The sequence below is a fragment of the Sphingomonas kaistensis genome, from assembly GCF_011927725.1.
GTDB lineage: Bacteria > Pseudomonadota > Alphaproteobacteria > Sphingomonadales > Sphingomonadaceae > Sphingomicrobium > Sphingomicrobium kaistense.
Genome location: NZ_JAATJC010000001.1, coordinates 226,367 through 248,504, shown reverse-complemented (window position 1 = coordinate 248,504; position 22,138 = coordinate 226,367). Strand labels below are relative to the sequence as shown.

18 protein-coding genes are annotated in these 22,138 nt (G+C 68.4%); 8 read left to right on the top strand and 10 right to left on the bottom strand.

The annotated features are described in order from the left end of the window. Positions 1 to 86: 86 nt before the first annotated feature. A complete protein-coding gene (locus tag GGQ97_RS01140; protein WP_209022764.1) occupies positions 87 to 3,086 on the top strand; it encodes a TonB-dependent receptor domain-containing protein in 3,000 nt (999 codons plus the stop codon). 64 nt (positions 3,087 to 3,150) lie between these two features. Here the strand turns inward: GGQ97_RS01140 and GGQ97_RS01135 are convergent, their stop codons facing one another. Both GGQ97_RS01135 and GGQ97_RS01130 read right to left on the bottom strand, forming a co-directional pair. After that, complete coding sequence (locus GGQ97_RS01135) at positions 3,151 to 4,305, bottom strand: serine hydrolase domain-containing protein (protein ID WP_168067259.1); 1,155 nt, start codon at positions 4,303 to 4,305, stop codon at positions 3,151 to 3,153. Between the two features lie 50 nt (positions 4,306 to 4,355). Next, on the bottom strand, positions 4,356 to 5,390 hold the full coding sequence (locus GGQ97_RS01130; RefSeq protein ID WP_168067258.1) for a S66 peptidase family protein: 1,035 nt from the start codon (positions 5,388 to 5,390) through the stop codon (positions 4,356 to 4,358). A gap of 92 nt (positions 5,391 to 5,482) precedes the next feature. Between GGQ97_RS01130 and GGQ97_RS01125 the strand changes: the two genes are divergently transcribed. Continuing rightward, the gene (locus GGQ97_RS01125; protein ID WP_168067257.1) at positions 5,483 to 6,679 is read left to right on the top strand and encodes an FAD-dependent oxidoreductase; all 1,197 of its coding nucleotides are present in this window, start codon (positions 5,483 to 5,485) and stop codon (positions 6,677 to 6,679) included. On the opposite strand, the gene pobA is transcribed toward GGQ97_RS01125, so the two are convergent. Genes pobA through GGQ97_RS01090 form a run of 7 tightly spaced genes read right to left on the bottom strand, consistent with a single transcriptional unit; the run spans position 6,676 to position 13,254 of the window. Continuing rightward, a complete protein-coding gene (pobA, locus tag GGQ97_RS01120) occupies positions 6,676 to 7,845 on the bottom strand; it encodes a 4-hydroxybenzoate 3-monooxygenase (RefSeq protein ID WP_168067256.1) in 1,170 nt (389 codons plus the stop codon). The genes GGQ97_RS01125 and pobA overlap by 4 nt on opposite strands. Then, the gene (locus GGQ97_RS01115; RefSeq protein ID WP_168067255.1) at positions 7,845 to 8,789 is read right to left on the bottom strand and encodes a Gfo/Idh/MocA family oxidoreductase; all 945 of its coding nucleotides are present in this window, start codon (positions 8,787 to 8,789) and stop codon (positions 7,845 to 7,847) included. The genes pobA and GGQ97_RS01115 overlap by 1 nt, the downstream gene beginning before the upstream one ends. Before the next feature lie 21 nt (positions 8,790 to 8,810). After that, positions 8,811 to 9,710 carry a class III extradiol dioxygenase subunit beta gene (locus GGQ97_RS01110; protein WP_168067254.1) on the bottom strand — a complete coding sequence of 300 codons (900 nt, stop codon included), beginning with the start codon at positions 9,708 to 9,710 and terminating at the stop codon, positions 8,811 to 8,813. Then, positions 9,710 to 10,120, bottom strand: a complete 411-nt coding sequence (ligA, locus tag GGQ97_RS01105) for a protocatechuate 4,5-dioxygenase subunit alpha (protein WP_168067253.1) — start codon at positions 10,118 to 10,120, stop codon at positions 9,710 to 9,712. The genes GGQ97_RS01110 and ligA overlap by 1 nt, the downstream gene beginning before the upstream one ends. Next, a complete protein-coding gene (locus tag GGQ97_RS01100) occupies positions 10,117 to 11,136 on the bottom strand; it encodes an amidohydrolase family protein (protein WP_168067252.1) in 1,020 nt (339 codons plus the stop codon). Before GGQ97_RS01100 ends, ligA begins: the two co-directional genes overlap by 4 nt. Continuing rightward, the gene (locus GGQ97_RS01095; RefSeq protein ID WP_168067251.1) at positions 11,133 to 11,996 is read right to left on the bottom strand and encodes a DUF1932 domain-containing protein; all 864 of its coding nucleotides are present in this window, start codon (positions 11,994 to 11,996) and stop codon (positions 11,133 to 11,135) included. Before GGQ97_RS01095 ends, GGQ97_RS01100 begins: the two co-directional genes overlap by 4 nt. Before the next feature lie 58 nt (positions 11,997 to 12,054). Further along, the gene (locus GGQ97_RS01090; RefSeq protein ID WP_168067250.1) at positions 12,055 to 13,254 is read right to left on the bottom strand and encodes a LysR family transcriptional regulator; all 1,200 of its coding nucleotides are present in this window, start codon (positions 13,252 to 13,254) and stop codon (positions 12,055 to 12,057) included. 94 nt (positions 13,255 to 13,348) lie between these two features. Between GGQ97_RS01090 and GGQ97_RS01085 the strand changes: the two genes are divergently transcribed. From GGQ97_RS01085 to GGQ97_RS01070, 4 genes are read left to right on the top strand one after another with little or no spacing between them, the layout of a single operon-like run. Beyond that, positions 13,349 to 14,020 carry a 4-carboxy-4-hydroxy-2-oxoadipate aldolase/oxaloacetate decarboxylase gene (locus tag GGQ97_RS01085; RefSeq protein WP_168067249.1) on the top strand — a complete coding sequence of 224 codons (672 nt, stop codon included), beginning with the start codon at positions 13,349 to 13,351 and terminating at the stop codon, positions 14,018 to 14,020. Beyond that, the gene (locus tag GGQ97_RS01080) at positions 14,013 to 15,068 is read left to right on the top strand and encodes a 4-oxalomesaconate tautomerase (RefSeq protein ID WP_168067248.1); all 1,056 of its coding nucleotides are present in this window, start codon (positions 14,013 to 14,015) and stop codon (positions 15,066 to 15,068) included. The genes GGQ97_RS01085 and GGQ97_RS01080 overlap by 8 nt, the downstream gene beginning before the upstream one ends. A 56-nt stretch (positions 15,069 to 15,124) precedes the next feature. Further along, a complete protein-coding gene (locus tag GGQ97_RS01075; protein WP_245197989.1) occupies positions 15,125 to 15,952 on the top strand; it encodes an amidohydrolase family protein in 828 nt (275 codons plus the stop codon). Next, positions 15,949 to 17,112 (top strand): MFS transporter, encoded by a 1,164-nt coding sequence (locus GGQ97_RS01070; protein ID WP_168067246.1) that lies wholly within the window; start codon positions 15,949 to 15,951, stop codon positions 17,110 to 17,112. Before GGQ97_RS01075 ends, GGQ97_RS01070 begins: the two co-directional genes overlap by 4 nt. Here the strand turns inward: GGQ97_RS01070 and GGQ97_RS01065 are convergent. Next, positions 17,091 to 18,203 carry a 5-methyltetrahydropteroyltriglutamate--homocysteine S-methyltransferase gene (locus tag GGQ97_RS01065; protein ID WP_168067245.1) on the bottom strand — a complete coding sequence of 371 codons (1,113 nt, stop codon included), beginning with the start codon at positions 18,201 to 18,203 and terminating at the stop codon, positions 17,091 to 17,093. The two genes, GGQ97_RS01070 and GGQ97_RS01065, sit on opposite strands and share 22 nt — an antisense overlap. 146 nt (positions 18,204 to 18,349) lie before the next feature. On the opposite strand from GGQ97_RS01065, the gene GGQ97_RS01060 reads away from it, so the two are divergent. Further along, positions 18,350 to 19,672 carry an MFS transporter gene (locus GGQ97_RS01060; RefSeq protein WP_168067244.1) on the top strand — a complete coding sequence of 441 codons (1,323 nt, stop codon included), beginning with the start codon at positions 18,350 to 18,352 and terminating at the stop codon, positions 19,670 to 19,672. A 107-nt stretch (positions 19,673 to 19,779) separates the two neighbouring features. Further along, entirely contained in the window at positions 19,780 to 22,128 is a 2,349-nt protein-coding gene (locus tag GGQ97_RS01055) for a TonB-dependent receptor (RefSeq protein ID WP_168067243.1), read from the top strand. The last annotated feature ends 10 nt before the right edge of the window (positions 22,129 to 22,138 follow it).

The following is a 22,138-nucleotide window of genomic DNA, read 5'->3' as shown; positions in this document are numbered from 1 at the left end:
GTGACAAAGAAAAGACTGGCAAGCGGCGCGCCCTTTGCCTCCTATCCCGCGCATAACGACAAATTAGCGGGGCAAGGGGGGAAATCATGGTTCTACGGGGGACTCGGGCAGCCATGCTGTCGATGGGCAGCGCACTGGCGCTTGCGCTGGTTCTGGCCACGCCGGCCGTGGCGCAGAGCACGACCGGCAACACCACCGAACCGGCGGCAACCCCGACCGGCGCGGAGACACCGGTGTCGCCGGCCAATGCCGGCACCGCCGACGAAGCGCCCGGCGAGATCGTGGTCACCGGCTCGCGCATCCGCCGCGATCCCAACAACAGCCCGCTGCCGCTGCAGATCATCACCACGCAGGAACTGGTCCGCGAAGGCATTTCCAATCCCGAGCAGCTGATCAGCTATCTCAGCACCAACGGCAATGGCGCGGACAATCTGGCATCCAACTCCGACGTCGTGTCGGGCGCCCAGCGCGGCACCAACGGCCTGTCGTCGGCCAACCTGCGCGGCCAGGGCAGCGCGTCGACATTGGTGCTGCTGAACGGCCGCCGCGTCGCCGCTCACGGCCTCCAGGGCTCGGCGGTCGACGTCAACCAGATCCCGTTCGCCGCGATCGAGCGGGTCGAGGTGCTGAAGGACGGCGCATCGGCCATCTACGGTACCGACGCGATCGGCGGGGTGATCAACTTCATCACCCGCAAGGATTACCAGGGCCTTGGCGTGCAGGGCTTCACCGACCTGACCGAGGCCGGCGGGGGCAACATCTACCGCGTCTCGGGGATCGTCGGCTACGGCGACCTGGCGGAACAGGGCTTCAACATCATGGGCGCGGTGGCCTATAGCTCGAACCGCATCCTGCGCGGGTCGCAGCGCGATTTCGTCAACGGCAACCAGCCCGAGCGCGGCCTGTCGATCGACACCCGCGGAACCCCGATCGCGACCATCTTCAACGTCGCCACCACCGCTCTTCAGACCCCGACCGGGACGCTGACCCAGGGCCTGACCCTGACCCTTCCGAACGGCGCCAACGGGGCCGGCGGCGGGATCAACATTCTCGACCTGCCGGGCGGCGCCGGCTGCGGATCGGTCGATGGCGGCCTGCCTTACGATGAAGTGCTGTGGGCCAACGCCACGGCGCAATATGCCTGCGCCTGGGACACCGGCCGGGCCGCCGTGATCCAGCAGCCGATCGACACGCTGACCTATTACACCCGCGGCGTGGTTCGGGTCGGCGGCGAGCATGAACTGTTCGCCGAGGTCACCGGATCGAGCGCCGACAGCTCCAAGCAATTCTCCAACGCGCAGGTGTCGTCCAACACCACCAACAGCCCGTTCTTCTATCCGCTCAATTCGAACACCACGGCGGTCTACAACGACGTGTTCAACCGCCTGAGGGCGGCGTTCCCGGCCAATGCCGCGGCGCTCGACGCGCGCTACGGCCGTCCGATCGCCTACCGCTGGCGCTGCATCGCCTGCGGACCGCGCGAATATGAGACCAGCACCGACACCATCCGCGCCACCATCGGCGCCGAGGGGCCGTTGTTCGCCCGCTGGGATTATCGCGCCGGCGCCTCCTACGCGAAGAGCGAAAGCGCGTCGGTCCTCGGCTCGGGCTATTATTACCGCGGCACGCTGGCGAACGGCACCTACGACACGACCGCCCCGCAGGTCGCCGGCGCGCCGGGCTTCTACGGCCTGGTCGGAGCGCTCAACAGCGGGCTGCTCAACCCGTTCAGCGTGACCCAGACCGAGGCCGGGCTTGCCGCCCTGCAGTCGGTGTCGGCCGAAGGCGCGACGCTGTACGGCGGCCAGTATGAGGTGCGGCAGTTCGACGGGTCGATCTCGGGCCCGCTGTTCAACCTGTTCGGCAACCGGGTCCAGGCAGCGTTCGGGGTGGATTATCGCCGCGAAACCTACTCGTTCAACGGGTCGGCCGCCGCTGCTGCAACCGCTCCGGTGATCTTCCTGGCCGCGTTTGACAACGTCAACGCGCTGACGCCCAAGAAGCGCGACGTGAAGGCCGCTTATGCCGAGGTGCTGGTCCCGCTGGGCGACCGACTGGAAGTGACCGGCGCCGTCCGCGTCGACGAATATACCGGCTTCGGCACGACCACGAACCCCAAGATCTCGGCCAAGTACCGCCCGGTCGACCCGATCATGTTCCGGGGCTCGTACAACACCGGCTTCCGGGTGCCGTCGTTCAACCAGATCTTCAACGGAACGACCATTTCGCCCAACCCGGGCAACACCCTGGTCGACCCGACGCTCTGCCCGCAGGGGACGGTCAACGGGCCGCAGCCGGCCTGCGCCCCGATCACCCCGGAATCGCTGAGCGGTGGCAATCTGCTGCTCGGGCCGGAGACCAGCGAGCAGTGGACCGTCGGCGTGGTGATCGAGCCGGCGCGGCGGTTCAGCCTGTCGCTCGATTATTGGAACATCGCGGTCGACGACACGATTGGATCGATCACGATCCCGCAGCTGCTGGCCAATATCTCGTCCTTCCCCGACCGGATTGTCCGTACCAACGGGATCATCACTGGGGTCGACCTGCGCACCGGCAACTTCGGTTCGCGCCGGACCGAAGGGCTGGAGGTCGCGGCGCGGGCCGGGGCCGACCTCTTCGGCGGCCAGCTGACGGCCGGGCTCGACGGCACCCGCCTCCTCACCAAGAAGGAGAAATTGCTTCCCAACCTGCCGTACACCGACTTGATCGGCGTGTTCAGCCTGACCGGCGACCTCGGCCTCAAGTGGAAGCACAATGCGTTCATCGGCTACCGCACCGGAGCGTGGAATTTCAGCTTCTCGCAGATCTTCCGCAACAGCTATCGCAACTTTGCGCTGCCGGGCAGCGCCGCGCGGCCGCTCTACAATCCTCGGGTCAAGAGCTACGTGATCTACAATGCCGCGGTCAGCTACGAGCCGTGGAAGGACCTGCGTCTGACGGCGGGCGTCAAAAACCTGTTCGACAAGGATCCGCCGTTCGCCATCACCTATGACAGCAACACCGGCGCCGGTTCGAGCTGGGAGCCGCGCGTCACCGACCCGCGTGGCCGCAGCTTCACGCTCAACCTCGACTGGAAGCTGTTCTAGGCGATCGCTTCGGGACACGGGAAAGGGGGGATCCGGCCGGTGGCCGGGTCCCCTTTTTTATTGCCTAGCGCAGGTTGGCGGCGAGCCATTCCTCGATGGCCTTGAAGCTCGATCGGCCGGCGGGAGGATCCTTGCCGTTATTGGCCGCGACAAAGGCGATCCCGGTGCGCGTGGCGGGGTCGAGCCACAGGCCGGACCGCACGCGATAAGCCTCGCCCGCATGCCCGACCAGCCGCCGCCCGGTCCCGCTGAGGTCGTCGCGGCAGTCGGCGCCGGACACCGGCAGGAGCTGGATGGCGAGGCCGTAGGAGCAATAAAAGCCGTCGTCGGTCGCGCCGTTGCCGCCGTCGAACGTCCATACCGGGCTGGTCATGGTCCGGACGCTTGTCGGCGACAGGAAGGCGCGGCCGTCGTGGCGGCCGTCGTTCAGCAGCATGCGACCGATTACGCTGAGACCGGTCGCCGAGATGCGCAGGCCGCCCTGCGGCGAGAACAGCGCGCCGTTGCTGCCGGGCCGATAGCTATCGAGCGTGCAGGGGGTGCCGGGTTCGGTGAACACCGGGCAGGCCGGGAGCTTGCCTTGCAGGTCGTCGAGGATCGCCGACCCGTCTTCATCGTAGAGCACCACTGCGCGAGCTGCGGCGGCCGGCGTGCAGGTGGCGTAGTTGAAGCAGGCGTCGAGGCCGAGCGGCTCGAGCACTTGCGCCCGGGCGACCCGGTCGAACCGCTCGCCGGTGGCCCGCTCGATCACCGTCCCGACCAGGCCGAAGTTGAGGTTGGAGTAGCGGAAGAAGCTGCCTGGCGCGTGATCGGGGTCGAACGAGCCGGGATCCTGCGCCTGCGGGCGGATCTCCTTGCCGAGGCGGACGACGTAATTCTCGCCATTGTCGCGCACGCTGCCGGTGTGGCTCAGCAGCATGCGCAGGGTGATCGGACGGTCCGGGAACGCCGGGTTGCGCAGCGTCCAGCCAAGCATCGTCGAGACATCGGCATCGAGGTCCAGCCTGCCCTGTTCGACCAGCCGCATGACGGTCAGCGCAGTGGCGATCTTGGACACCGACGCGACGCGGATCGGGTCGTCCGGCGTGATGCGGCGGCCGGTTCGGCGGTCGGCGAGGCCGCCCGCAGCCTGCGCGCGCACGGCGGTGGCGTCGAAGCGCGCCCATGCCCAGGCGACCCCGGGCGGCGGAGCGTAGCTGGCCGGTCGGTCGACGGTCATGCACCCGGCCAGCGGCAGCGCAAGGAGCGGGAGAAGGCCATGCCGCCGCGTCACGCGACCGGTGCTTCGAGCATGCGGATGGTGCCGGCGTCGGCGTCGATCTCGGCCCGGCAGCCGACCGGCAGGCTGAACTGGTCGTCGACATGGCCGAACATCGCGCCGGTGTAGGTGGGCACGCCGAGCGGCTTCAGGTGCTGGTCGAAGATTTCGTTCAGGGTGAACAGGCTGGTCGATCCGTCCGACGGCTTGCAGTTGGTGCACTGGCCGAACACCACCCCCGCGACCTTGCGCAGGATCCCGGCCTGGCCGATCTGGGTCAGCATCCGGTCGATCCGGTAAGGCGCCTCGTCGGTGTCTTCCAGGAACAGGATCGCGCCGCTGAAATCGGGCAGCCAGGGCGTTCCGGCGAGGCTGGTCAGGACCGTCAGGTTGCCGCCGAGCACCTTGCCGCTGGCCTTGCCCGGGCGGAGGGTCTGGTAACGGCCTTGCCGCTGAACGAGGCGATCCTGGTCGCCGGGGACATTGCGATAGACGGGCAGCTTGCCGTCGAACGCCAGGTCGCGGAACGACGCGTAGCTGTACTTGCTCCAGCCGCTTCCCGCCGTGGGCCCGTGGATGGTCGGGAAACCGGCCCGCGCCTGGATGGCGAGGTGAAGCGCGGTGATATCGCTGAAACCGACCAGCAGCTTGGGATTGGCGGCGATGGTCTTCCAGTCGAGCAACGGCAGGATCCGCTGCGATCCCCACCCGCCGCGCAGCGCGAACAGCGCACGGATGCCCGGGTCGGCAAAGGCGGCGTTGAGGTCCGCCGCGCGGTCCCGGTCGGTCCCGGCGAGATAGCCGAAGCGGTCTTTCCAATGCGATCCCGGGACCGGCACCAGCCCCATGGCGGTGATCGCCTCGGTCACCAACTGGAAGTCGAACGCGTCGGCATAATGGCCGGCCGGGGCGACCAGCGCGACGCGGTCGCCGGGGCGCAGACGCGGCGGCTTGCGGGTAGCGGGAGCGGCAGCGGCGGGCAGGGGCAAGCCCAGCGCCAGTCCGGCTGCGCCGAGGGTCGCAAGAGCGTCGCGTCGCTTCATCATCGTCATGCCCCGGACGATAAAGAGCATGGGGCGGAGTGCAATGGAGGCTGCTAGGCTCAGCGGGTGATGTCGCCCCAGGATCGCCGCCCCTCGTGACCACCGACGTCCTCGTCCTCGGTGCCGGCGTGGTCGGCGTGGCGACGGCGGAGGCGCTGGTCCGGCGCGGGCTGTCGGTGACGCTGGTCGACCGGGCGGCCGGGCCGGGCGAGGGCGCGAGCTTCGCCAATGGCGGGCAGCTCAGCTACTCCTACACCGACGCCTTGTCCTCGCCGAGCCTGCTGAAGCGGCTGCCCGGCATCCTCGCCGCGACCGATCCGGCGTTTCGTGTCGCGGTGCGGTTCGACCCCGATTACCTGCGCTGGTGCCTGGCCTTTTTCCGCAACGGCAGCGCCGGGCGGTTCGCGGCCAACAGCCTGGCCGGGATCGCCATCGCGCTGCGCTCCCACGCGCTGATGGAGGAATTACTCGCCCGCCATTCCATCGACTTCGCGCATGCGGTGCCGGGAAAGCTGCTGCTCCACGAGGATGCGGACGGCTTTCGCGCGGCCGCCGCCCATGCCGAAGCGAAGCGGCAGGCGGGGATCGACGTGCGGGCGCTGTCGCCGGACGAGGCGGTGGGCATCGAGCCGGCGCTGGACGGCATTCGCGCGCGGCTTGCCGGCGGAATTTTCGCGCCGGGTGACGCGGTTGGCGATCCGCACCTGTTCTGCACCGCGCTGGTCGAACGGCTGCGCGGCGAGGGCCTTGCGACCCGCTTCGGTGCGGTGGCCGACGGCGTGGCGGAGGGCTCGGTCCGGTTGGCCAGCGGGGAGCGGCTGCACGCAAGGCACATCGTCGTTGCGGCCGGGCCGCAGGCCGCCGCCTTGCTTCGGCCGCTCGGCTGGCGCTTGCCGATCGTCCCGGTGCGCGGCCATTCGCTGACCCTGCCTCCGGGCCCCAGCGCGCCGCGTGTCAGCATCACCGACGTGGCGCGCAAGCTGGTGTTCTGCCGGCTGGGCGACCGGATTCGTATCGCCGGCCTCGCCGATGTCGGCTTCACGGAAGCGGCGGTCGATCCGCGGCGGTTGCACGCCTTGGGTGAGGCGGCGCGGGCGAGCCTGCCCGACGCTGCCGCCTACGACGGCCCTTCCGCGGCCTGGGCCGGCCTTCGTCCGGTCACGCCGGATAGCCTGCCGATCGTCCAGCGGCGCGGTGCGGTCACCGTGAACGTCGGCCACGGCGGCCTTGGCTGGACCTATGCGCTCGCCACCGCCGAACGGGCGGCGGCACTGGTCACCGGCGACGCCTAGAGCGGCAGGCCGACGTAATTTTCGGCGATCGAGCGCTGCATGGTCTCCGAGCTGGCGACATAGTCGAGCTCGGCCGCCTGCATCTTGTGTTCGAAAGCGCCGTCGGTGGGGAAGCGGTGCATCAGCTTGGTCAGGTACCAGCTGAACCGCTCGGCCTTCCAGATCCGGGCCAGCGCGCGCGCCTGGAAGCCCGCCAGCCCGGCCTCGTCGCCATGCACGTGAAAGGCGATCAGCGCCTCGGCCAGGTAGGCGACGTCGGAAGCGGCGAGGTTGAGCCCCTTGGCCCCGGTCGGCGGCACGATGTGCGCGCTGTCGCCGGCCAGGAACAGGCGGCCGTGGCGCATCGTCTCGCAGACGTAGGAGCGCAACGGAGCGATCGACATCTCGATCGCCGGTCCGCGGGTGACACCGCGCTCGCTGAGCGTATCGAAGCGGATCGCCAGTTCATCCCACAAACGCTCTTCACTCCAGTCCTCGACCCGGTCGGTCAGCGGGACCTGGATGTAATAGCGGCTTCGCGTTTCCGAGCGCATCGAGGCGAGCGCGAAGCCGCGTTCGGTGTTGGCGTAGATCAGCTCGTGATGGCACGGCGGAACGTCGGCGAGGATGCCCAGCCAGCCGAACGGATAAGCGAGTTCATAGTCGCGCAGGACCGCCGCCGGGATCGCCTTGCGCGAGGGGCCGTGATAGCCGTCGCAGCCGGCGATGAAATCGGCATCGATCCGCTGATCGGCGCCATCCTTGCGATAGGTCAGGAACGGCTGGGCACCGTCCACGTCGTGGATCGCCAGATCCTTGGCCTCGTAGATCACCTGCAGGTCGCGGCTTTCCGCCGCTTCCATCAGGTCGCGGGTGACCTCGGTCTGGCCGTAGACGGTGACATGGCTACCGGTCAGTGCCTTGACGTCGACCCGGATCAGCCGGTCGTCGGTGGCAAGGTTGAAGCCTTCCTCGATCAGCCCCTCGCGTTGCAGCCGGGAGTCGAGCCCGAGCCGCTCCATCAGGCCGGTCGTGACGGTTTCCAGGACTCCGGCGCGGACCCGGCCAAGGACATAGTCCGCCGCCTGCCGCTCGACCACGACGCAGTCGACTCCCGCCTGGCGCAGCAGGTGGCCGAGCAGAAGGCCGGACGGCCCCGCCCCGATGATGGCGACCGCGGTTTTCATCAGCCGGACGCGAGCTGCTTCTCGAGGGCATCGAGGACGCGGTAGCAGGGCATGACCTGCTCCACGCTGGCATTGGGTTCGCGCCCTTCGCGGATGGCGGCGACGAATTCGCGGTCCTGAAGTTCGATGCCGTTGGAGGAGACGGCGACCTTAGACAGGTCGACCGGCTCCTCGCGCCCGGTGACGAGATCGTCATAGCGCGCGATCCAGGTGCCGTTGTCGCAGATGTAGCGGAAGAAGGTGCCGAGCGGCCCGTCGTTGTTGAAGCTCAGCGACAGGGTGCAGATCGCGCCGCTTGTCGCCTTCAACTGGATCGACATGTCCATCGCGATCCCGAGCTCGGGATGCTTGGGACCTTGGATCGCATTGGCCTGGACGATCGGCCCGGCCTGGTAGGCGAACAGGTCGACCGTGTGCGCGGCATGGTGCCACAGCAGGTGGTCGGTCCAGCTGCGCGCTTCGCCCTTGGCGTTGATGTTCTTGCGGCGGAAGAAATAGGTCTGGACGTCCATCTGCTGGATGGCGAGGTCGCCGGCGGCGATCCTGCCGTGCAGATACTGGTGGCTGGGATTGAAGCGGCGGGTGTGGCCGACCATTGCGGTAAGGCCGGTCGCCTCGGCCCTGGCCAGCACCTTTTCCCCGTCGGCGAGGCTGTCGCACAGCGGGATCTCGACCTGGACGTGCTTGCCGGCATCGAGGCATTGGAGCGCCTGTTCCGCATGCAACTGCGTCGGGGTGCAGAGTATGACGGCGTCGAGCCCCGGCTGTTCGAGCGCTTCGGTCAACTCAGTGGTGGCGTGGGGGATGCCGTATTTGTCGGCCACCGCCTGGGTCGGCTCGAGGGTTCGGCCGACCACCGAGACGACCTCCACCCCGTCGATGTTGCGGAGGCCGTCGAGGTGCTTTTCGCCAAAGGCGCCGGCGCCGGCGAGTGCGATCTTCATGACTGTGTCTTTCGGTTCGGTTCAGGCGGTCAGCGGGGCGTCCGAGGCCGCCGAGCCACCACGCGTGTCGAGGCTCTCGCCATTGTCGGGGCGCAGCACGATGTGGCCGATCGCGGTGTTGCTGCACGGCACGTGATAGTGGCGGTGGATCGCCGTGGTGCGCTTGCCCAGCGCGCCGCGCATGATCAGCCACATCACCATCTCGATGCCCTCGCTGCCTGTCTCGCGGAGATATTCGATATGCGGGACACGGCGGAGGCGGTCGGTGTCGCCGACCAGTCCGTCGAGGAAGTCGTTGTCCCATTCCTTGTTGATCAGGCCGGCGCGCGGTCCCTGGAGCTGGTGGCTCATCCCGCCGGTGCCCCACACCTGGACGTTCAAGTCCTCGGGGAAGCTCGCCACCGCCCGCGCGATGGCTTCGCCCAGCGCCCAGCAGCGATTGCCCGACGGCGGGGGATAGGTGACGACATTGACCGCCAGCGGGATGACCTTGACCGGCCATTCGGCGACGTCGCCGAACATCATGGTCAGCGGCACGGTCAGGCCGTGGTCGACTTCCATCTCGTTGATGATGGTCATGTCGAATTCGTCGAGGATCAGGCTTTGCGCCACATGCCAGGCGAGGTCCGGATGGCCGGGAACGTCGGGCACGGGACGCGGGCCCCAGCCTTCGTCGGCCGGCTTGTAGCTTTCGCCGCAGCCGATCGCGAAGGTGGGAATGATCTTCATGTCGAACGCCGAGGCATGGTCGTTGTAGACCAGGATCACGACGTCGGGCTTCTCTTGCTTTTCCCACTCGCGGGTCCAGTCGAAGCCTTCGAAGATCGGTGCGAAATAAGCGTCGCGATCCTTGCCCTGGTCGTGCGCGACACCGAGCAGGGGGACGTGGCTGCAGCCTACGCCGGCAGTGATCCGAGCCATCAGTTGCTGTCCTTCTTCGAACGGACACCCTGCGGCGAGCGGCCGCCGGCGTTCATCATTGCCTGATATTCCTCGACCGACACGCCGGTCATGGTGCTGACCGCCTGGACGAAGCTCTGGCCGTCGGTGGAGAAGACCTTGGCGAGGAAATAGATGTTCCCGCCCAGGTCGAGCAGGCGGTTGTAGTCGCGTGCCAGCATTGCCTGCTTCTGCTCGTCGCTGAGCGGCCATTCCGCGAGGTAGGCGGCCTCGTCGGCCTTCCACTTCTCGCGGTTCTCGGGCTTTATCAGGCTCATCGCGAACTGGTTGAGGTGATAACCCTGGCGTGCCCTTGCGGCGGTGAAGACCCGGGTGCCCGGGATATCCTCGAATTCGGCCAAATAGGCGTGGATGTCCCTTGGTTCGCTCACAGTCCGCGCTCCTTCAGCATGGCGTCGAGGCGCGGGAAGACGCGGCGGGCATTGCCTTCGAAGATGGCGTGCCGTTCCGCGTCGCTGATCTCCAGCGCGTCGACATAACGTTTGGTGTCGTCGAAATAATGCCCGGTCGTCGGGTCGATCCCGCGCACCGCGCCGACCATCTCCGACCCGAACAGGATGTTCTTGTTGTCGATCACATCGGCCAGGAGGTCGACTCCGGGCTGGTGGTAGACGCAGGTGTCGAAGAAGATGTTATTCATCAGGTGGGTGTCGAGACCGGGCTTCTTGAGCATGTCGGCAAGGCCCCGGTAGCGGCCCCAATGATAGGGTACCGCGCCGCCGCCGTGCGGGATGATGAAGCGCAGCGTCGGGAAATCTGCGAACAGGTCGCCTTGCAGCAACTGCATGAAGGCGATTGTGTCGGCGGCGATGTAATAACCGCCGGTCGCATGCATCGCGGGATTGCAGCTGCCCGACACGTGGATCATCGCCGGCACGTCGAGCGCCACCATCTCCTCGTAGAAGGGGTACCAATATCGGTCGGTCAGCGGCGGGTGGGTGAAATGGCCGCCGCCGGGATCGGGGTTGAGGTTGCAGCCGATGAAGCCGAGTTGTTCGACGCAGCGCTTCAACTCGGCGATCGAGCCCACCATGTCGGCCTTGGGGCTTTGCGGCAGCATGCACACGCCCACGAACGTCTCGGGATAGAGGCCGACGACCCGGGCGATGAGGTCGTTGCAGCGGGTCGCCCATTCGATCGCGACCGCCTCGTCGCCGACATGCGGCGCCATGGCCGAGGCGCGGGGCGAGAAGATGGTGAGGTCGGAGCCGCGCTCGCGGATCAGGCGCAGCTGGTTGGCGTCGATGGTGGCGCGGATCTCCTCGTCGGAAATCTCGGGATAGGGCGGGGCGGGCTGGCCGGCCTTGAACGCCGCCTTCTGCGCCTCGCGCCAACTGTCATGCGCTTCCGGAAGGACGGTGTAGTGGCCGTGGCAGTCGATGATCATGCGGCTTCCTCCGCGCGGGGCGGGTCGATCTGGGCGAGCTTGGCGGCGAGGCCGGCGGCCGGGACGATGCCCAAGCGGCCGAGCGCGCGCTGGCGGGCGATGATGCCGCGGGTCATCGCCGGGTCGATGCCAAGATCCTCGAGCGTGCGCGCCACCTCCTCCATCTCGGCGGCCCGGCGCAGGCCGTGGACCAGCATCCGGTCGAGGTTATAGTCGGCCTGGACGCTCCAGTCGGCCGGGGAGGACGAGGCCGCGAGCGAGGCCAGCACCGCGTCGGTGACCCCGGCGCGGTGGGCGGCAAGCAGGCATTCGGCGGTGAGCGCCTCGATCCCCTTGACCATAGCCGAGCGGATCATCTTGATCGACGAGGCATCGCCGACGCTTGGCCCTGCGATTGCGACAGTGCCGAAGCCGTAGGCGCGGAGGCGCGCGGCGGCCGCGTCGGCCTGTTCGCCCGCGACCAGCAGCGGCACCGCCAGGCGCGCGGGGAGGACCGGCGCCATCACCGCGACGTCGACATAGTGCGCCCCGGCCGCCGTCACGATCCTGGCCGCGGCGCGCTTGGTCGCAGGGGCGACGCTGTTGAGGTCGAGGAACATCGCGCCGGGCGCCAGGAACGGCGCGCATTGCTCGGCTGCGGCAAGGGCCTGGTCGGCCGTCACGAGCGAGAGGACAAGGTCCGCGCCGGCGACTGCCTCGGCCGCGCTGTCGGCACCGGCCACTCCGGCGGCGGCATAGTCGGCGAGCTTGGCGGCGCGGGTGGCGGAAACGTCGGTCTTGCGGTCGAAGGCAGTGACGCCGGGCCGGGCGAAGGCAGCGCCTGCTTCGCCGAAGCCGATCAAGATGAGTGTCTCCGTCACCGCTCGGCGCCTAGGAGATGCGGCGCCTCAACGACCAATACAAATGCGCCGTACGCTATCAGTTTTGCTGATGTCTTGTGTCATCGCTGGCCAGGGTCAGAAGGTCGATTAGCCGCGATTGGGCGCGGGTGGGCCGCCATCCGGACCGAGTCGCGATGCCGATGGTGCGGACGGTGCCGGGCAGGTCGATCGGGATCCGGACCAGCATTCCGGCCGCCACCTCCAGCGCGACCTGGTCGGCCGACAGCAGGGTGAGCAGGTCGCTCTGCGCCAGCAGCCCGCGGATCACCATCACCGAACCGCACTCCACCGGCACCGCCGGCGGGGCCGCGCAGCCCTCGAACAGGTCGCTCCAATGGCTGCGAAGCGGGGTTCCGGCCGGGCCGACCACCCAGGCCTGCTGCGCAAGGTCGGCAATGCCGATGTTCGTCCGGGCGGCGAGCGGATGGCCGGCGCGGGCAAACACCGACAGCGAATCGTCGAACAGGGGTTGCTGCTCGATTCCCGGCGGCGGCTCGGGTCGGATCGCGCCGACCATCAGGTCGATCGACCCGTCGCGAAGCGGCTCGATCAGTTCGCGCCAGGAGCCTTCCACCACGTCGACGATGGTCGCGGGAGCCTGCCTGACGAACTCGGCCAACGCGTTGGGCAGCAGAAGGGCGCGGCTGAGCGGCATCGCGCCGATGGTGATCCGCCCGCCGACCCCGGTGTCGCCGAGCGCTTCTTCGATTCCCGCCGCAATCTCTCGCGCGGCAAGGCGGATCGCGCGGGCGAGGGTGCGGCCGGCGGGGGTCAGGATCATGCCGCGGCCGCGCCGTTCGGCGAGGGCGACGCCCCAGATCTGCTCCAGCTCCCGCACCGCGCGGTGGATCGCGGGCTGCGACAGGCCGCTGGCCGAGGCTCCACCACTGAACCCGCCGGCATCGGCGAAGTGGAGAAAGGCGGACGCCTGCGTGGCCGTCATCAGCCGGTCGGGCCGGGCGAAGCCGCGCGCGCCGCCCCGCCTGGGACCGGCGGCAAGCGAGGCAAAGGCGCGCCCGGCCCGCTCCGACAGCGCAAGCCCGGCGGCGGTCGGCGCCATCCCCTCGTGGGTCCGCAAGAACAATCGCTGGCCGAGCTGCCGCTCGATCTTGCTCAGCCCTTGGGTCAGGGCGGGCTGCGACAGCCCCGCCGCCTCGGCTGCGCGGTTGAGGCTGCCATGCGAACGGATTTCGCCAAGCGCGCGAAGGTGGCGCAGGTTGAAGTCGAACGGCTGCATCGCTCTTATAATATTTGCTTATGGGGCCCATGCAACTTTGATTGGCCAAGGCGGGCCACCTCTCCGAGGCCGGGCATCATTAGAGGAGCAGTGCATGGCAGTCGTCGTCCAGAACATCGACCGGGCAGCCGCTGACGTGATCGACGGGCTGGGCGCCGCCGGCGTCGCCACGGTGCATGAAGCGCAGGGGCGGACCGGGCTGCTCGGCCACCAGCTGCGGCCAATCTATCCCGGTGCGCGGATCGCCGGCAGCGCGGTGACGATCTCCGCGCCGCCCGGCGACAATTGGATGGTTCATGTCGCGATCGAGCAATTGGGCGAGGGCGACATCCTGGTGCTCGCGCCGACCTCGCCGTGCGTCGACGGCTATTTCGGCGATCTTCTCGCCACCAGCGCGATGGCGCGGGGGTGCCGCGGACTGGTGATCGACGCCGGTGTGCGCGACGTCCGCGACCTGACGCAGATGGGCTTTCCGGTGTGGTCGCGGGCGGTGTTCGCGCAAGGGACCGTCAAGGCGACGCTGGGGTCGGTCAACGTGCCGATCGTCTGCGCCGGGGCGGCGATCGAGGCGGGGGACGTGATCGTCGCCGACGACGACGGGGTGTGCGTGGTCAAGCGCGCCGATGCCGCCGACGTGCTGAAAAAGGCCCAGGCACGCGAGGCGGCCGAGGAGGACAAGCGCAAGCGGCTGGCGGCGGGCGAGCTCGGGCTCGACATCTACGACATGCGGGGCAAGTTGCAGGCGATGGGCCTCACCTATGTCTGACGGCGTGCGCTGCATGTGGATGCGCGGCGGGTCATCCAAGGGTGCCTTCTTCCTGGCCGATGACCTGCCCGCCGATGCGGCCGCACGCGATGCCTTCCTGCTGCGGATGATGGGGTCGCCCGATCCGCGCCAGATCGACGGCATGGGCGGCGCCGATCCGCTCACCAGCAAGGTCGCGGTGGTCAGCCGCTCGGCCCGCGAGGGCGTCGACGTCGACTATCTGTTCCTGCAGGTCTTCGTCGACAAGGCCGTCGTCACCGACGCGCAGAATTGCGGCAACATGCTTGCCGGTGTCGGGCCCTTCGCGATCGAGCGCGGGTTGGTGGCGGCGAAGGACGGCCGGACCGAGGTCGCGATCTTCATGGAGAATACCGGGCAGGTCGCGGTGGCGACGGTGCAGACGCCGGGCGGCGCGGCGACCTATGCGGGCGACGCCGCGATCAGCGGGGTGCCGGGCACCGCCGCGCCGATCCCGCTGGCGTTCCGCGACACCGCCGGATCGTCCTGCGGGGCGCTGCTTCCGACCGGCAATCCGGTGGACCAGATCGACGGCATCGCGGTGACGATGATCGACAACGGCATGCCGTGCGTGGTGATGGCGGCCGCCGACGTCGGGATCAGCGGCTATGAGGATCGCGACACGCTCGACGCCGACGAAGCGATGAAGGCGAGGGTCGAGGCGATCCGCCTCAAAGCCGGTCCGCTGATGAACCTTGGCGACGTGCGCGAGAAGTCGGTCCCCAAGATGATGCTGGTCGCCGCGCCGCGGGAAGGCGGGGCGATCGCGGTGCGGTCGCTGATTCCGCACCGGGTCCATGCCTCGATCGGCGTGCTCGGTGCCGTCAGTGTCGCGACGGCCTGCCTGGTCGAAGGATCGCCGGCGGCGACGGTCGCCGTGGTGGCAAGGGGCAGCGAACTGACGCTGGGCGTGGAGCATCCGACCGGGGTCACCGAATGCGTGGTGACGCTCGACGAGGCGGGCCAGCCGGTCAGCGCCGGCATGCTGCGCACGGCGCGCAAGCTGATGGACGGGAAGGTGTTCGCGTGAAGGACGAAGCAGGCCGCATCCGCAGCTGGACGCTGGACCCATCCACTCCGCATTTCATGCCCCCGCCGGGAGCGGTCGACGCGCATTGCCATGTGTTCGGTCCGCAAGCCGACTTTCCGTTCAGCCCGGCCGCAAAATATCTGCCGCAGGACGCCGGACCCGACGCGCTGTTCGCGCTGCGCGAAAAGCTCGGCTTCAGTCGCAACGTGATCGTGCAGGCGAGCTGCCACGGCACCGATAATCGCGCGACGCTGCACGCGATCGCAGTGTCGGGCGGGACCGCGCGCGGAGTGGCGGTGGTCGATCCGGCGATTGGCGATGGCGAACTTGACGCCTTGCACGAGGGCGGCATCCGCGGGGTGCGGTTCAATTTCCTCAAGCGGCTGGTCGACAATGCGCCAAAGGACAAGTTCCTCGAGGTGGCGCACCGCATCGGCAGGCTCGGCTGGCACGTCGTCGTCTATTTCGAAGCCGACATTTTGGAAGAGATGCTGCCGTTCCTCGCCGCCATTCCGGTGCCGGTGGTGATCGACCACATGGGCAGGCCCGATGTCGCCCAGGGTCCGGACGGGCCCGACATGCGCGCGTTCCGCTCCCTCCTCGACAGCCGCGCGGACATCTGGACCAAGGTCACCTGCCCCGACCGGCTCGATCCCGCCGGGCCGCCCTATGCCGACTTTGTCACGTCGGTCCGGCCGCTGGTCGAGGCGTATCCGGACCGCGTGCTGTGGGGCACCGACTGGCCGCACCCCAACATGGAGAAGGTGCTGCCCGACGACGGCGCGCTGGTCGATGTCATTCCCCTGATTGCCCCGACCGAGGAATTGCGGCGCAAGCTGCTGGTCGACAATCCGATGCGTCTCTACTGGCCCGACGAGGCTTGAACGGAGCAAGGCTCGTCCTGCTCGGCGCCATTGCGGCGCTGGGCTCGCTCGCCATCCAGATGCTGGTCCCGGCGCTGCCGGACATCACCGCCAGCCTCGTCGCAAGCTCGGAGGACGGGCAGTTGCTGATCACCGGCTACCTGGCGGTGCTGGCGATGGGGCAGCTCGGCTGGGCGCCGGTCGCGGACCGGATCGGGCGGCGGCCGGTGATCCTGATCGGGCTGCTGCTGTTCCTCGCCGGGACGTTCGCCTGTGTCGTCGCGCAAAGCCTCGAGTTGCTGCTCGGCGGGCGGCTGCTGCAGGCGGCGGGGGCGTCCTCCTCGCTGGTCACCGCGCGGGCGATGGCGACGGATGGCGGCAAGGCCGGAACCGCCGCCGCGCCGCTTGCGGTGCTGACCAGCGTGACCCTGATATCGCCCGCGCTGGCGCCGGTCGTCGGCGGCATTGTCGTGTCGCTGGCCGACTGGCGGATGCTGTTCTGGCTGCTTGCGGGGCTTGGGGTGACGGGGCTGCTGCTCGCCTGGCGCTTCCTGCCCGAGACGCTGGCGGAGCGCACGGCGTCGGTCGGCCCGACCGCGATCCTGCGGCGCTACGGCGCAGTCGCGGTGCGCCAGCGCTTCCTTCCCCTCGCCCTCGCCAACATGCTGGCAAGCGCGGGCTTCTACCTGTTCCTCGCCGTTTCTCCGTTCGTGTTGGAAGCGGCCGGCGCCACCCCGGCCTGGTCGGGTCTGTTCTATTCGGTGGTGGCGAGCGCGATCATCGCCGGGACCTTGTTGGTGCCGCCGATCGTGCGGCGCTGGCCGCAGGCGCTGTGGCCGGCCGGATCGGTTGTGATGCTGGCCGGGGCCGCGGCGCTGTGCCTGTCGGCGGCGGCACCCACCGCCATCTTCGGCCTCCTCGCCGCGATGAGCCTGGTGGCGCTGGGCAGCGGGCTGAGCGGCCCGGCGCTGCTGGCCGAAGCGATCGAGCGCCAGCGCGGCGAGGCGGCAAGCGTCGCAAGCCTGTTCGGGACGCTGCAGATGGGCGGCGCGGCCTTGCTGTCGACGCTTGCCGTCCGCCTTGCGCCGTCACCGCCGGCCGAAATCGCGATGATCGGCGGGTTGATGTTCGCCTCGGTGCTGGTCCGGCAGTGGGGGCGTCAGGCCTTGCCCCAGACCTGATCCGCGACGTCGATCACCAGCTTCATCTTGGCCGCCTGCTGCTCGACCTCGATGTCGTTGCCGTGGACGGTCGAGGAGAAGCCGCATTGCGGCGACAGCGCCAGCTGGTCGAGGGGGGCGAACTTCGCCGCTTCGTCGATCCGGCGGCGGATGTCATCCGGCTGCTCCAGCTCCCCAAGCTTGGTGGTGACGAGGCCCAGCACCACCGTCTTGCCCTTGGGCAGGAAGCGCAGCGGCGCGAAGTCGCCCGAGCGGGGATCGTCATATTCGAGGAAGTAGCTGTCGATCTCCAGCTCGTTGAACAGCACTTCGGCGACCGGCTCGTAACCGCCTTCCGCCGCCCACGACGAGCGATAGTTGCCGCGGCACAGGTGGACTCCAACCACCATATTGTCGGGCCGGTCGCGGATGCTGTCGTTGATCAGCCGGGCGTAGAGCCGCGGCAGTTCGTCGGGGTCCATGCCGCGCTTCCGGGCATTCTCGCGCTGGGTGTCGTCGCACAGATAGGCGAGGTTGGTGTCGTCGAGCTGGAGGTAGCGACAGCCGGCGTCGGCGAGGCTCGCGATCTCGGCGCGATAGGCGGCGGCGAGGTCGGTGTAGAAATCCTCGAGGTCGGGATAAGCCTCGGCGTCGATCGCGTCGCGCCCGCCGCGGAAGTGCAGCATGGTCGGCGAGGGGATGGTGACCTTGGGCGTGCGGGTCGTGCAGGACGCGAGGAACTCATAATCGGCGCGCTGGATGTCGGCGACGTGGCGGATCGGCCCGGTGATCTTCATCACCGGCGGGGCATAGGCGAGCTCCTTGCCGCCATGCTGGTGGAACTTGACCTGCGTTCCGCCGGCCTCGTCGACGCCGTCGAGCTGGAGCAGGAAGTCGGTGTGGAAATAGGTGCGGCGGAACTCCCCGTCGGTGATCGACTGGAGGCCGAGCCCTTCCTGCATCGCCACCACGTCGCGGATCGCCTCGTCCTCCACTTCGCGCAGCCGGGCGGCGTCGATGGTGCCGTCACGATGCGCCGCGCGCGCCTCGATCAGTGGCTTGGGGCGGAGGAAGCTTCCGACATGGTCGGCACGGAACGGCGGCTTGGTCATCGATTCTCCGCTGGTAGATCGTAGGTGAGGCAAACGACGCGCTGGGTAGGGCGGATCGCCGCCTGCGCGCAAGCCATTGTAGGTGGCGCGAAATGGTGGCTATGTTGTGGCTTATAACAAAGCCTTGGGAGGGGTTGGGCAACGCCATGAGTCAGGATCCGCGCGTCATCATCAACCGGGAGCCGATGACCCGTGCCCAGTGGGGCATCGTGGCGATCATGGTCGGCCTGAACGCGCTGGACGGGTTCGACGTGCTGTCGATCAGCTTCGCGTCGCCAGGGATCGCGGCGGATTGGGGCATCGACCGCGCCGCGCTCGGCTTCGTGCTGTCGATGGAGCTGATCGGCATGGCGATCGGATCGCTGCTGCTGGGCGGCATGGCCGACAAGGTCGGGCGGCGGACCACCATCCTCGGATGCCTTGGCCTGATGACGGTCGGCATGCTGGGTGCCGCCACCTCCCACGATGTCGTCACGCTGTCGCTGTGGCGGGTTCTGACCGGCCTCGGGATCGGCGGCATGCTGGCCGCGACCAATGCGGCGGTTGCCGAGGCGGCGAACGAGAAGCGCCGTTCGCTCGCGGTGGTGCTGATGGCGGCGGGCTATCCCGTCGGCACCATCATCGGCGGCTCGATCTCGGCAATCCTGCTCGCCCATTACGACTGGCGCGCGGTGTTCGTGTTCGGCGCGGTCTGCAGCGCGCTGTTCATCCCGCTGGTGCTGTGGCGCGCGCCGGAATCGGTCGCCTTCCAGATGACCCGCCGCCGGCCCGACACGCTGGAGCGCGTCAACCACACCCTGCGCCGGATGGGCCATGCCCCGGTCGAGGCGCTGGTCGAACCCGAAGCGGGCGAGGTCCGCTCGCGGGCGCCGGTCGTCAACCTCTTCTCGCCCGCGCTGATCCGCACGACGATCGTCCTGACGCTCGCCTACCTCACCCACATCATGACCTTCTATTTCATCCTCAAGTGGATCCCGAAGATCGTGGTCGACATGGGCTTCCCGCCGCCGCAGGCCGCCGGGGTGCTGGTGTGGGCAAGCGTCGGCGGCGCCACCGGATCGCTGATCCTGGGATTGCTGACCGGCAAGGTCCGGCTGCTGGCGCTGACCATCACCGCGATGCTGCTGTCGACCGCGCTGGTGATCCTGTTCGGCGGCGGCCAGAGCGACCTTGCCGGGCTGTCGCTGGTTGCGGCCTGCGCGGGCTTTGCCACCAACGCCGGCGTGGTCGGGCTCTATGCGCTGATCGCGCAAAGCTTCCCGACCGCGGTGCGGGCAACCGCGACCGGCTTCGTGATCGGCATCGGCCGCGGCGGATCGGCGCTTGCACCGGCGCTGGCCGGTCTGCTGTTCGCGGCCGGCCAGGGGCTGCAGACCGTCGCCATCCTGATGAGCGCGGGTTCGTTGATCGCTGCGGCGGCGCTGATGTTCCTGCGGCAGAAAAGCGCGGCGGCCACTCAACCGGTCTGATAAGCCAACTTTCGGGATCACCGATTGTTGACAATAATAGCTTTGCTTCATAGCCATTGACTGGCGGTGGGTCAGTTTCGCCCGCGGCTTTGGAGGAGAGATAAGCCATGGGGAGCTTCCGGCTCGTCGTCCTGAGCGCGACGGTGTCGCCGCTCGCGCTGCTGCTGGCCGCGCCGGCCTCGGCCCAAGCTGGTCCGGTGCCGTCGAGCACCGAGACCGCGCAGGAAACCACCGAAGCGCAGGTCGCGGAAACGGGTGTCGAGGACATTGTCGTCACCGCGCAGCGCCGCACCCAGCGGCTGCAGGACGCGCCGGTGTCGGTCACCGCCCTGTCCAACGTCGCGCTGGAGGCGCGCGGGATCGACAACCTTGGCGACGTCAGCAATTTCGCGCCAAACCTCGAGCTGCACCCGACCAATCGCCCGGCCGGCGGCGGGTCGGCCTTTGCCGGCTATATCCGCGGCGTCGGAACCGGCGACTTCCAGTTCCCGACCGATCCCGGCATCGGCGTCTATGTCGACGACGTCTACATCGCGCGCAGCGTCGGCGGGCTGCTCAGCCTCGAGGACGTCGAGCGGGTCGAGGTGCTGAAGGGCCCGCAGGGCACGCTTTACGGCCGCAACACCATCGGCGGCGCGATCAACGTCATCACCACCGAACCCCGGCTGACCGGCGATTTCAGCGGCCTCGTGAAGGCGCGCGCCGGAAGCTACGGCCGGTTCGACCTGACCGGTCTCGTCAACACGCCGCTGATCGAGGACCGGCTCGGCCTCAAGCTCTCCGTCTCGCGGCTCGACAGCGCCGGCTATGGCCGCCGCCTGCTCGACAACCAGCGCTACGCCAGCGAGGGCCGGGTGATCCTGCGCGGCGCGATCAAGGCGCGGGTCAACGACGCGATCGACGTCAAGGTCGCCGGCGATTACACCCGCCAGCGCCAGAAACCGCCGTCGGGCTATCTGATCGATTTCGTGCCGACCGGGGCCACCGTGGCCAAGATCGCGCGCTTCAACACCATTGCCGCGCCGTTCGTGAACGGACAGCTCGGCCTCCCCGCGGGATCGATCTACGACGCCCGCTGGGAAGCGCCCGATCCCTACCGCGTCTATGCCTTGCAGCCGCAGCAGGACGACAGCGACATCGGCGGCGTGTCCGGGGTCGTCAACGTGCGCCTGTCGGACACCGTCACCTTCCGCTCGATCAGCGCATGGCGGACCATCGACGCCCTGATCGAGGTCGACGGCGACCAGGTGCCCTACGTGCTTCAGCAGTCGCGCACCGCGCTGAAGCAGAACCAGTATAGCCAGGAATTCCAGCTCGGCGGCACCGCGCTGGGCGACCGCCTCAACTTCCTGGTCGGCGCCTATGCCTTCCGCGAAAAGGGCGACAGCAGCGTCTTCACCCGTTCGTTCGAAGGCATCTACGAAGCGCTGATCGCGGCGGGCCAGACCCCGATCGCGGCCGACGCCGGCAACACCTTCACCACCTTCGGGCTGGAGGCGACCAGCTATGCGCTGTTCACGCAGAATACGCTGAAGCTGACCGACCAGCTTGGCGTCACCGTCGGTGCCCGCATCAATCGCGACAAGAAGGATTATTCGACCTCGGTTCGGCGGCCGCAGAACGGGCAGATCGTGGTGCCCTTCTCGACCGCAAGCGCCAAGTGGAACAGCTTCACCCCGCGCCTCGCGCTCGAGTTCAAGCCCAACCGCGACCTCTTGTTCTACACCAGCTATTCCAAGGGCTTCAAATCGGGCGGCTTCGGCGCGTCCACCGTCGCATCGCCCCCGACGCCGCGCTACGAGCCCGAGAAGCTGACCAGCTACGAAGCGGGCGCGAAGACCAGCTGGTTCGACAACCGGCTGACGTTCAACATCGCCGGCTTCTACTCCAAGTACCGCAACATCCAGCTAACGGTGCAGTCGGTCGATCCGGTCACCAACGCCAACATCCGAACCACCCGCAATGCGGGCGGGTCGAACATCAAGGGGTTCGAGGCGGAACTGGTGGCGCGGCCGCTGGCCGGGCTCGACCTCAACCTCGGGGTCGGCCATGTCGACGCGAAGCTCGACACGCTGTCGGCTTCCGCCCTGTCGAGCGGGTTCAGGCTGGGCGACCGGGTCCCCCAGATCCCCAACTGGTCGGTCAATGCCGGCGCTTCCTACCGGGTGCGGACCGGCGCCGGCGACCTCACCCTGCGCGGCGACCTGTCGCACAAGGGCTCGCAATTCCTGACCGCCGCCGACCCGACCTCGTTCCAGGAGAAATATACGCTGCTGGGCGCGCGGGTATCGTTCGAGCCCAGCTTCATCGAGGGGCTGGAGCTGTCGGTCGAGGGCACCAACCTCACCGACAAGCGCTACAATTACTACAAGGGAACGCTGGCTCCGACCGGCGAATATGTCGCGATCCCGGCGGCCCCGCGTGAAATCTACGCGACGGCCCGCTTCCGGATCTGAGCGGGGTCTG

What these genes read in the sequence shown, in the direction of transcription:
- GGQ97_RS01065 (WP_168067245.1), bottom strand. Translation starts at nt 18,203, where the DNA reads ATGACCAAGCCGCCGTTCCGTGCCGACCATGTCGGAAGCTTCCTCCGC.
- GGQ97_RS01055 (WP_168067243.1), top strand. Translation starts at nt 19,780, where the DNA reads ATGGGGAGCTTCCGGCTCGTCGTCCTGAGCGCGACGGTGTCGCCGCTC.
- GGQ97_RS01135 (WP_168067259.1), bottom strand. Translation starts at nt 4,305, where the DNA reads ATGACCGTCGACCGACCGGCCAGCTACGCTCCGCCGCCCGGGGTCGCC.
- GGQ97_RS01060 (WP_168067244.1), top strand. Translation starts at nt 18,350, where the DNA reads ATGAGTCAGGATCCGCGCGTCATCATCAACCGGGAGCCGATGACCCGT.
- GGQ97_RS01080 (WP_168067248.1), top strand. Translation starts at nt 14,013, where the DNA reads ATGTCTGACGGCGTGCGCTGCATGTGGATGCGCGGCGGGTCATCCAAG.
- GGQ97_RS01140 (WP_209022764.1), top strand. Translation starts at nt 87, where the DNA reads ATGGTTCTACGGGGGACTCGGGCAGCCATGCTGTCGATGGGCAGCGCA.
- GGQ97_RS01115 (WP_168067255.1), bottom strand. Translation starts at nt 8,789, where the DNA reads ATGAAGATCGCACTCGCCGGCGCCGGCGCCTTTGGCGAAAAGCACCTC.
- GGQ97_RS01085 (WP_168067249.1), top strand. Translation starts at nt 13,349, where the DNA reads ATGGCAGTCGTCGTCCAGAACATCGACCGGGCAGCCGCTGACGTGATC.
- GGQ97_RS01130 (WP_168067258.1), bottom strand. Translation starts at nt 5,390, where the DNA reads ATGATGAAGCGACGCGACGCTCTTGCGACCCTCGGCGCAGCCGGACTG.
- GGQ97_RS01100 (WP_168067252.1), bottom strand. Translation starts at nt 11,136, where the DNA reads ATGATCATCGACTGCCACGGCCACTACACCGTCCTTCCGGAAGCGCAT.
- GGQ97_RS01110 (WP_168067254.1), bottom strand. Translation starts at nt 9,710, where the DNA reads ATGGCTCGGATCACTGCCGGCGTAGGCTGCAGCCACGTCCCCCTGCTC.
- GGQ97_RS01075 (WP_245197989.1), top strand. Translation starts at nt 15,125, where the DNA reads ATGCCCCCGCCGGGAGCGGTCGACGCGCATTGCCATGTGTTCGGTCCG.
- GGQ97_RS01090 (WP_168067250.1), bottom strand. Translation starts at nt 13,254, where the DNA reads ATGCAGCCGTTCGACTTCAACCTGCGCCACCTTCGCGCGCTTGGCGAA.
- pobA (WP_168067256.1), bottom strand. Translation starts at nt 7,845, where the DNA reads ATGAAAACCGCGGTCGCCATCATCGGGGCGGGGCCGTCCGGCCTTCTG.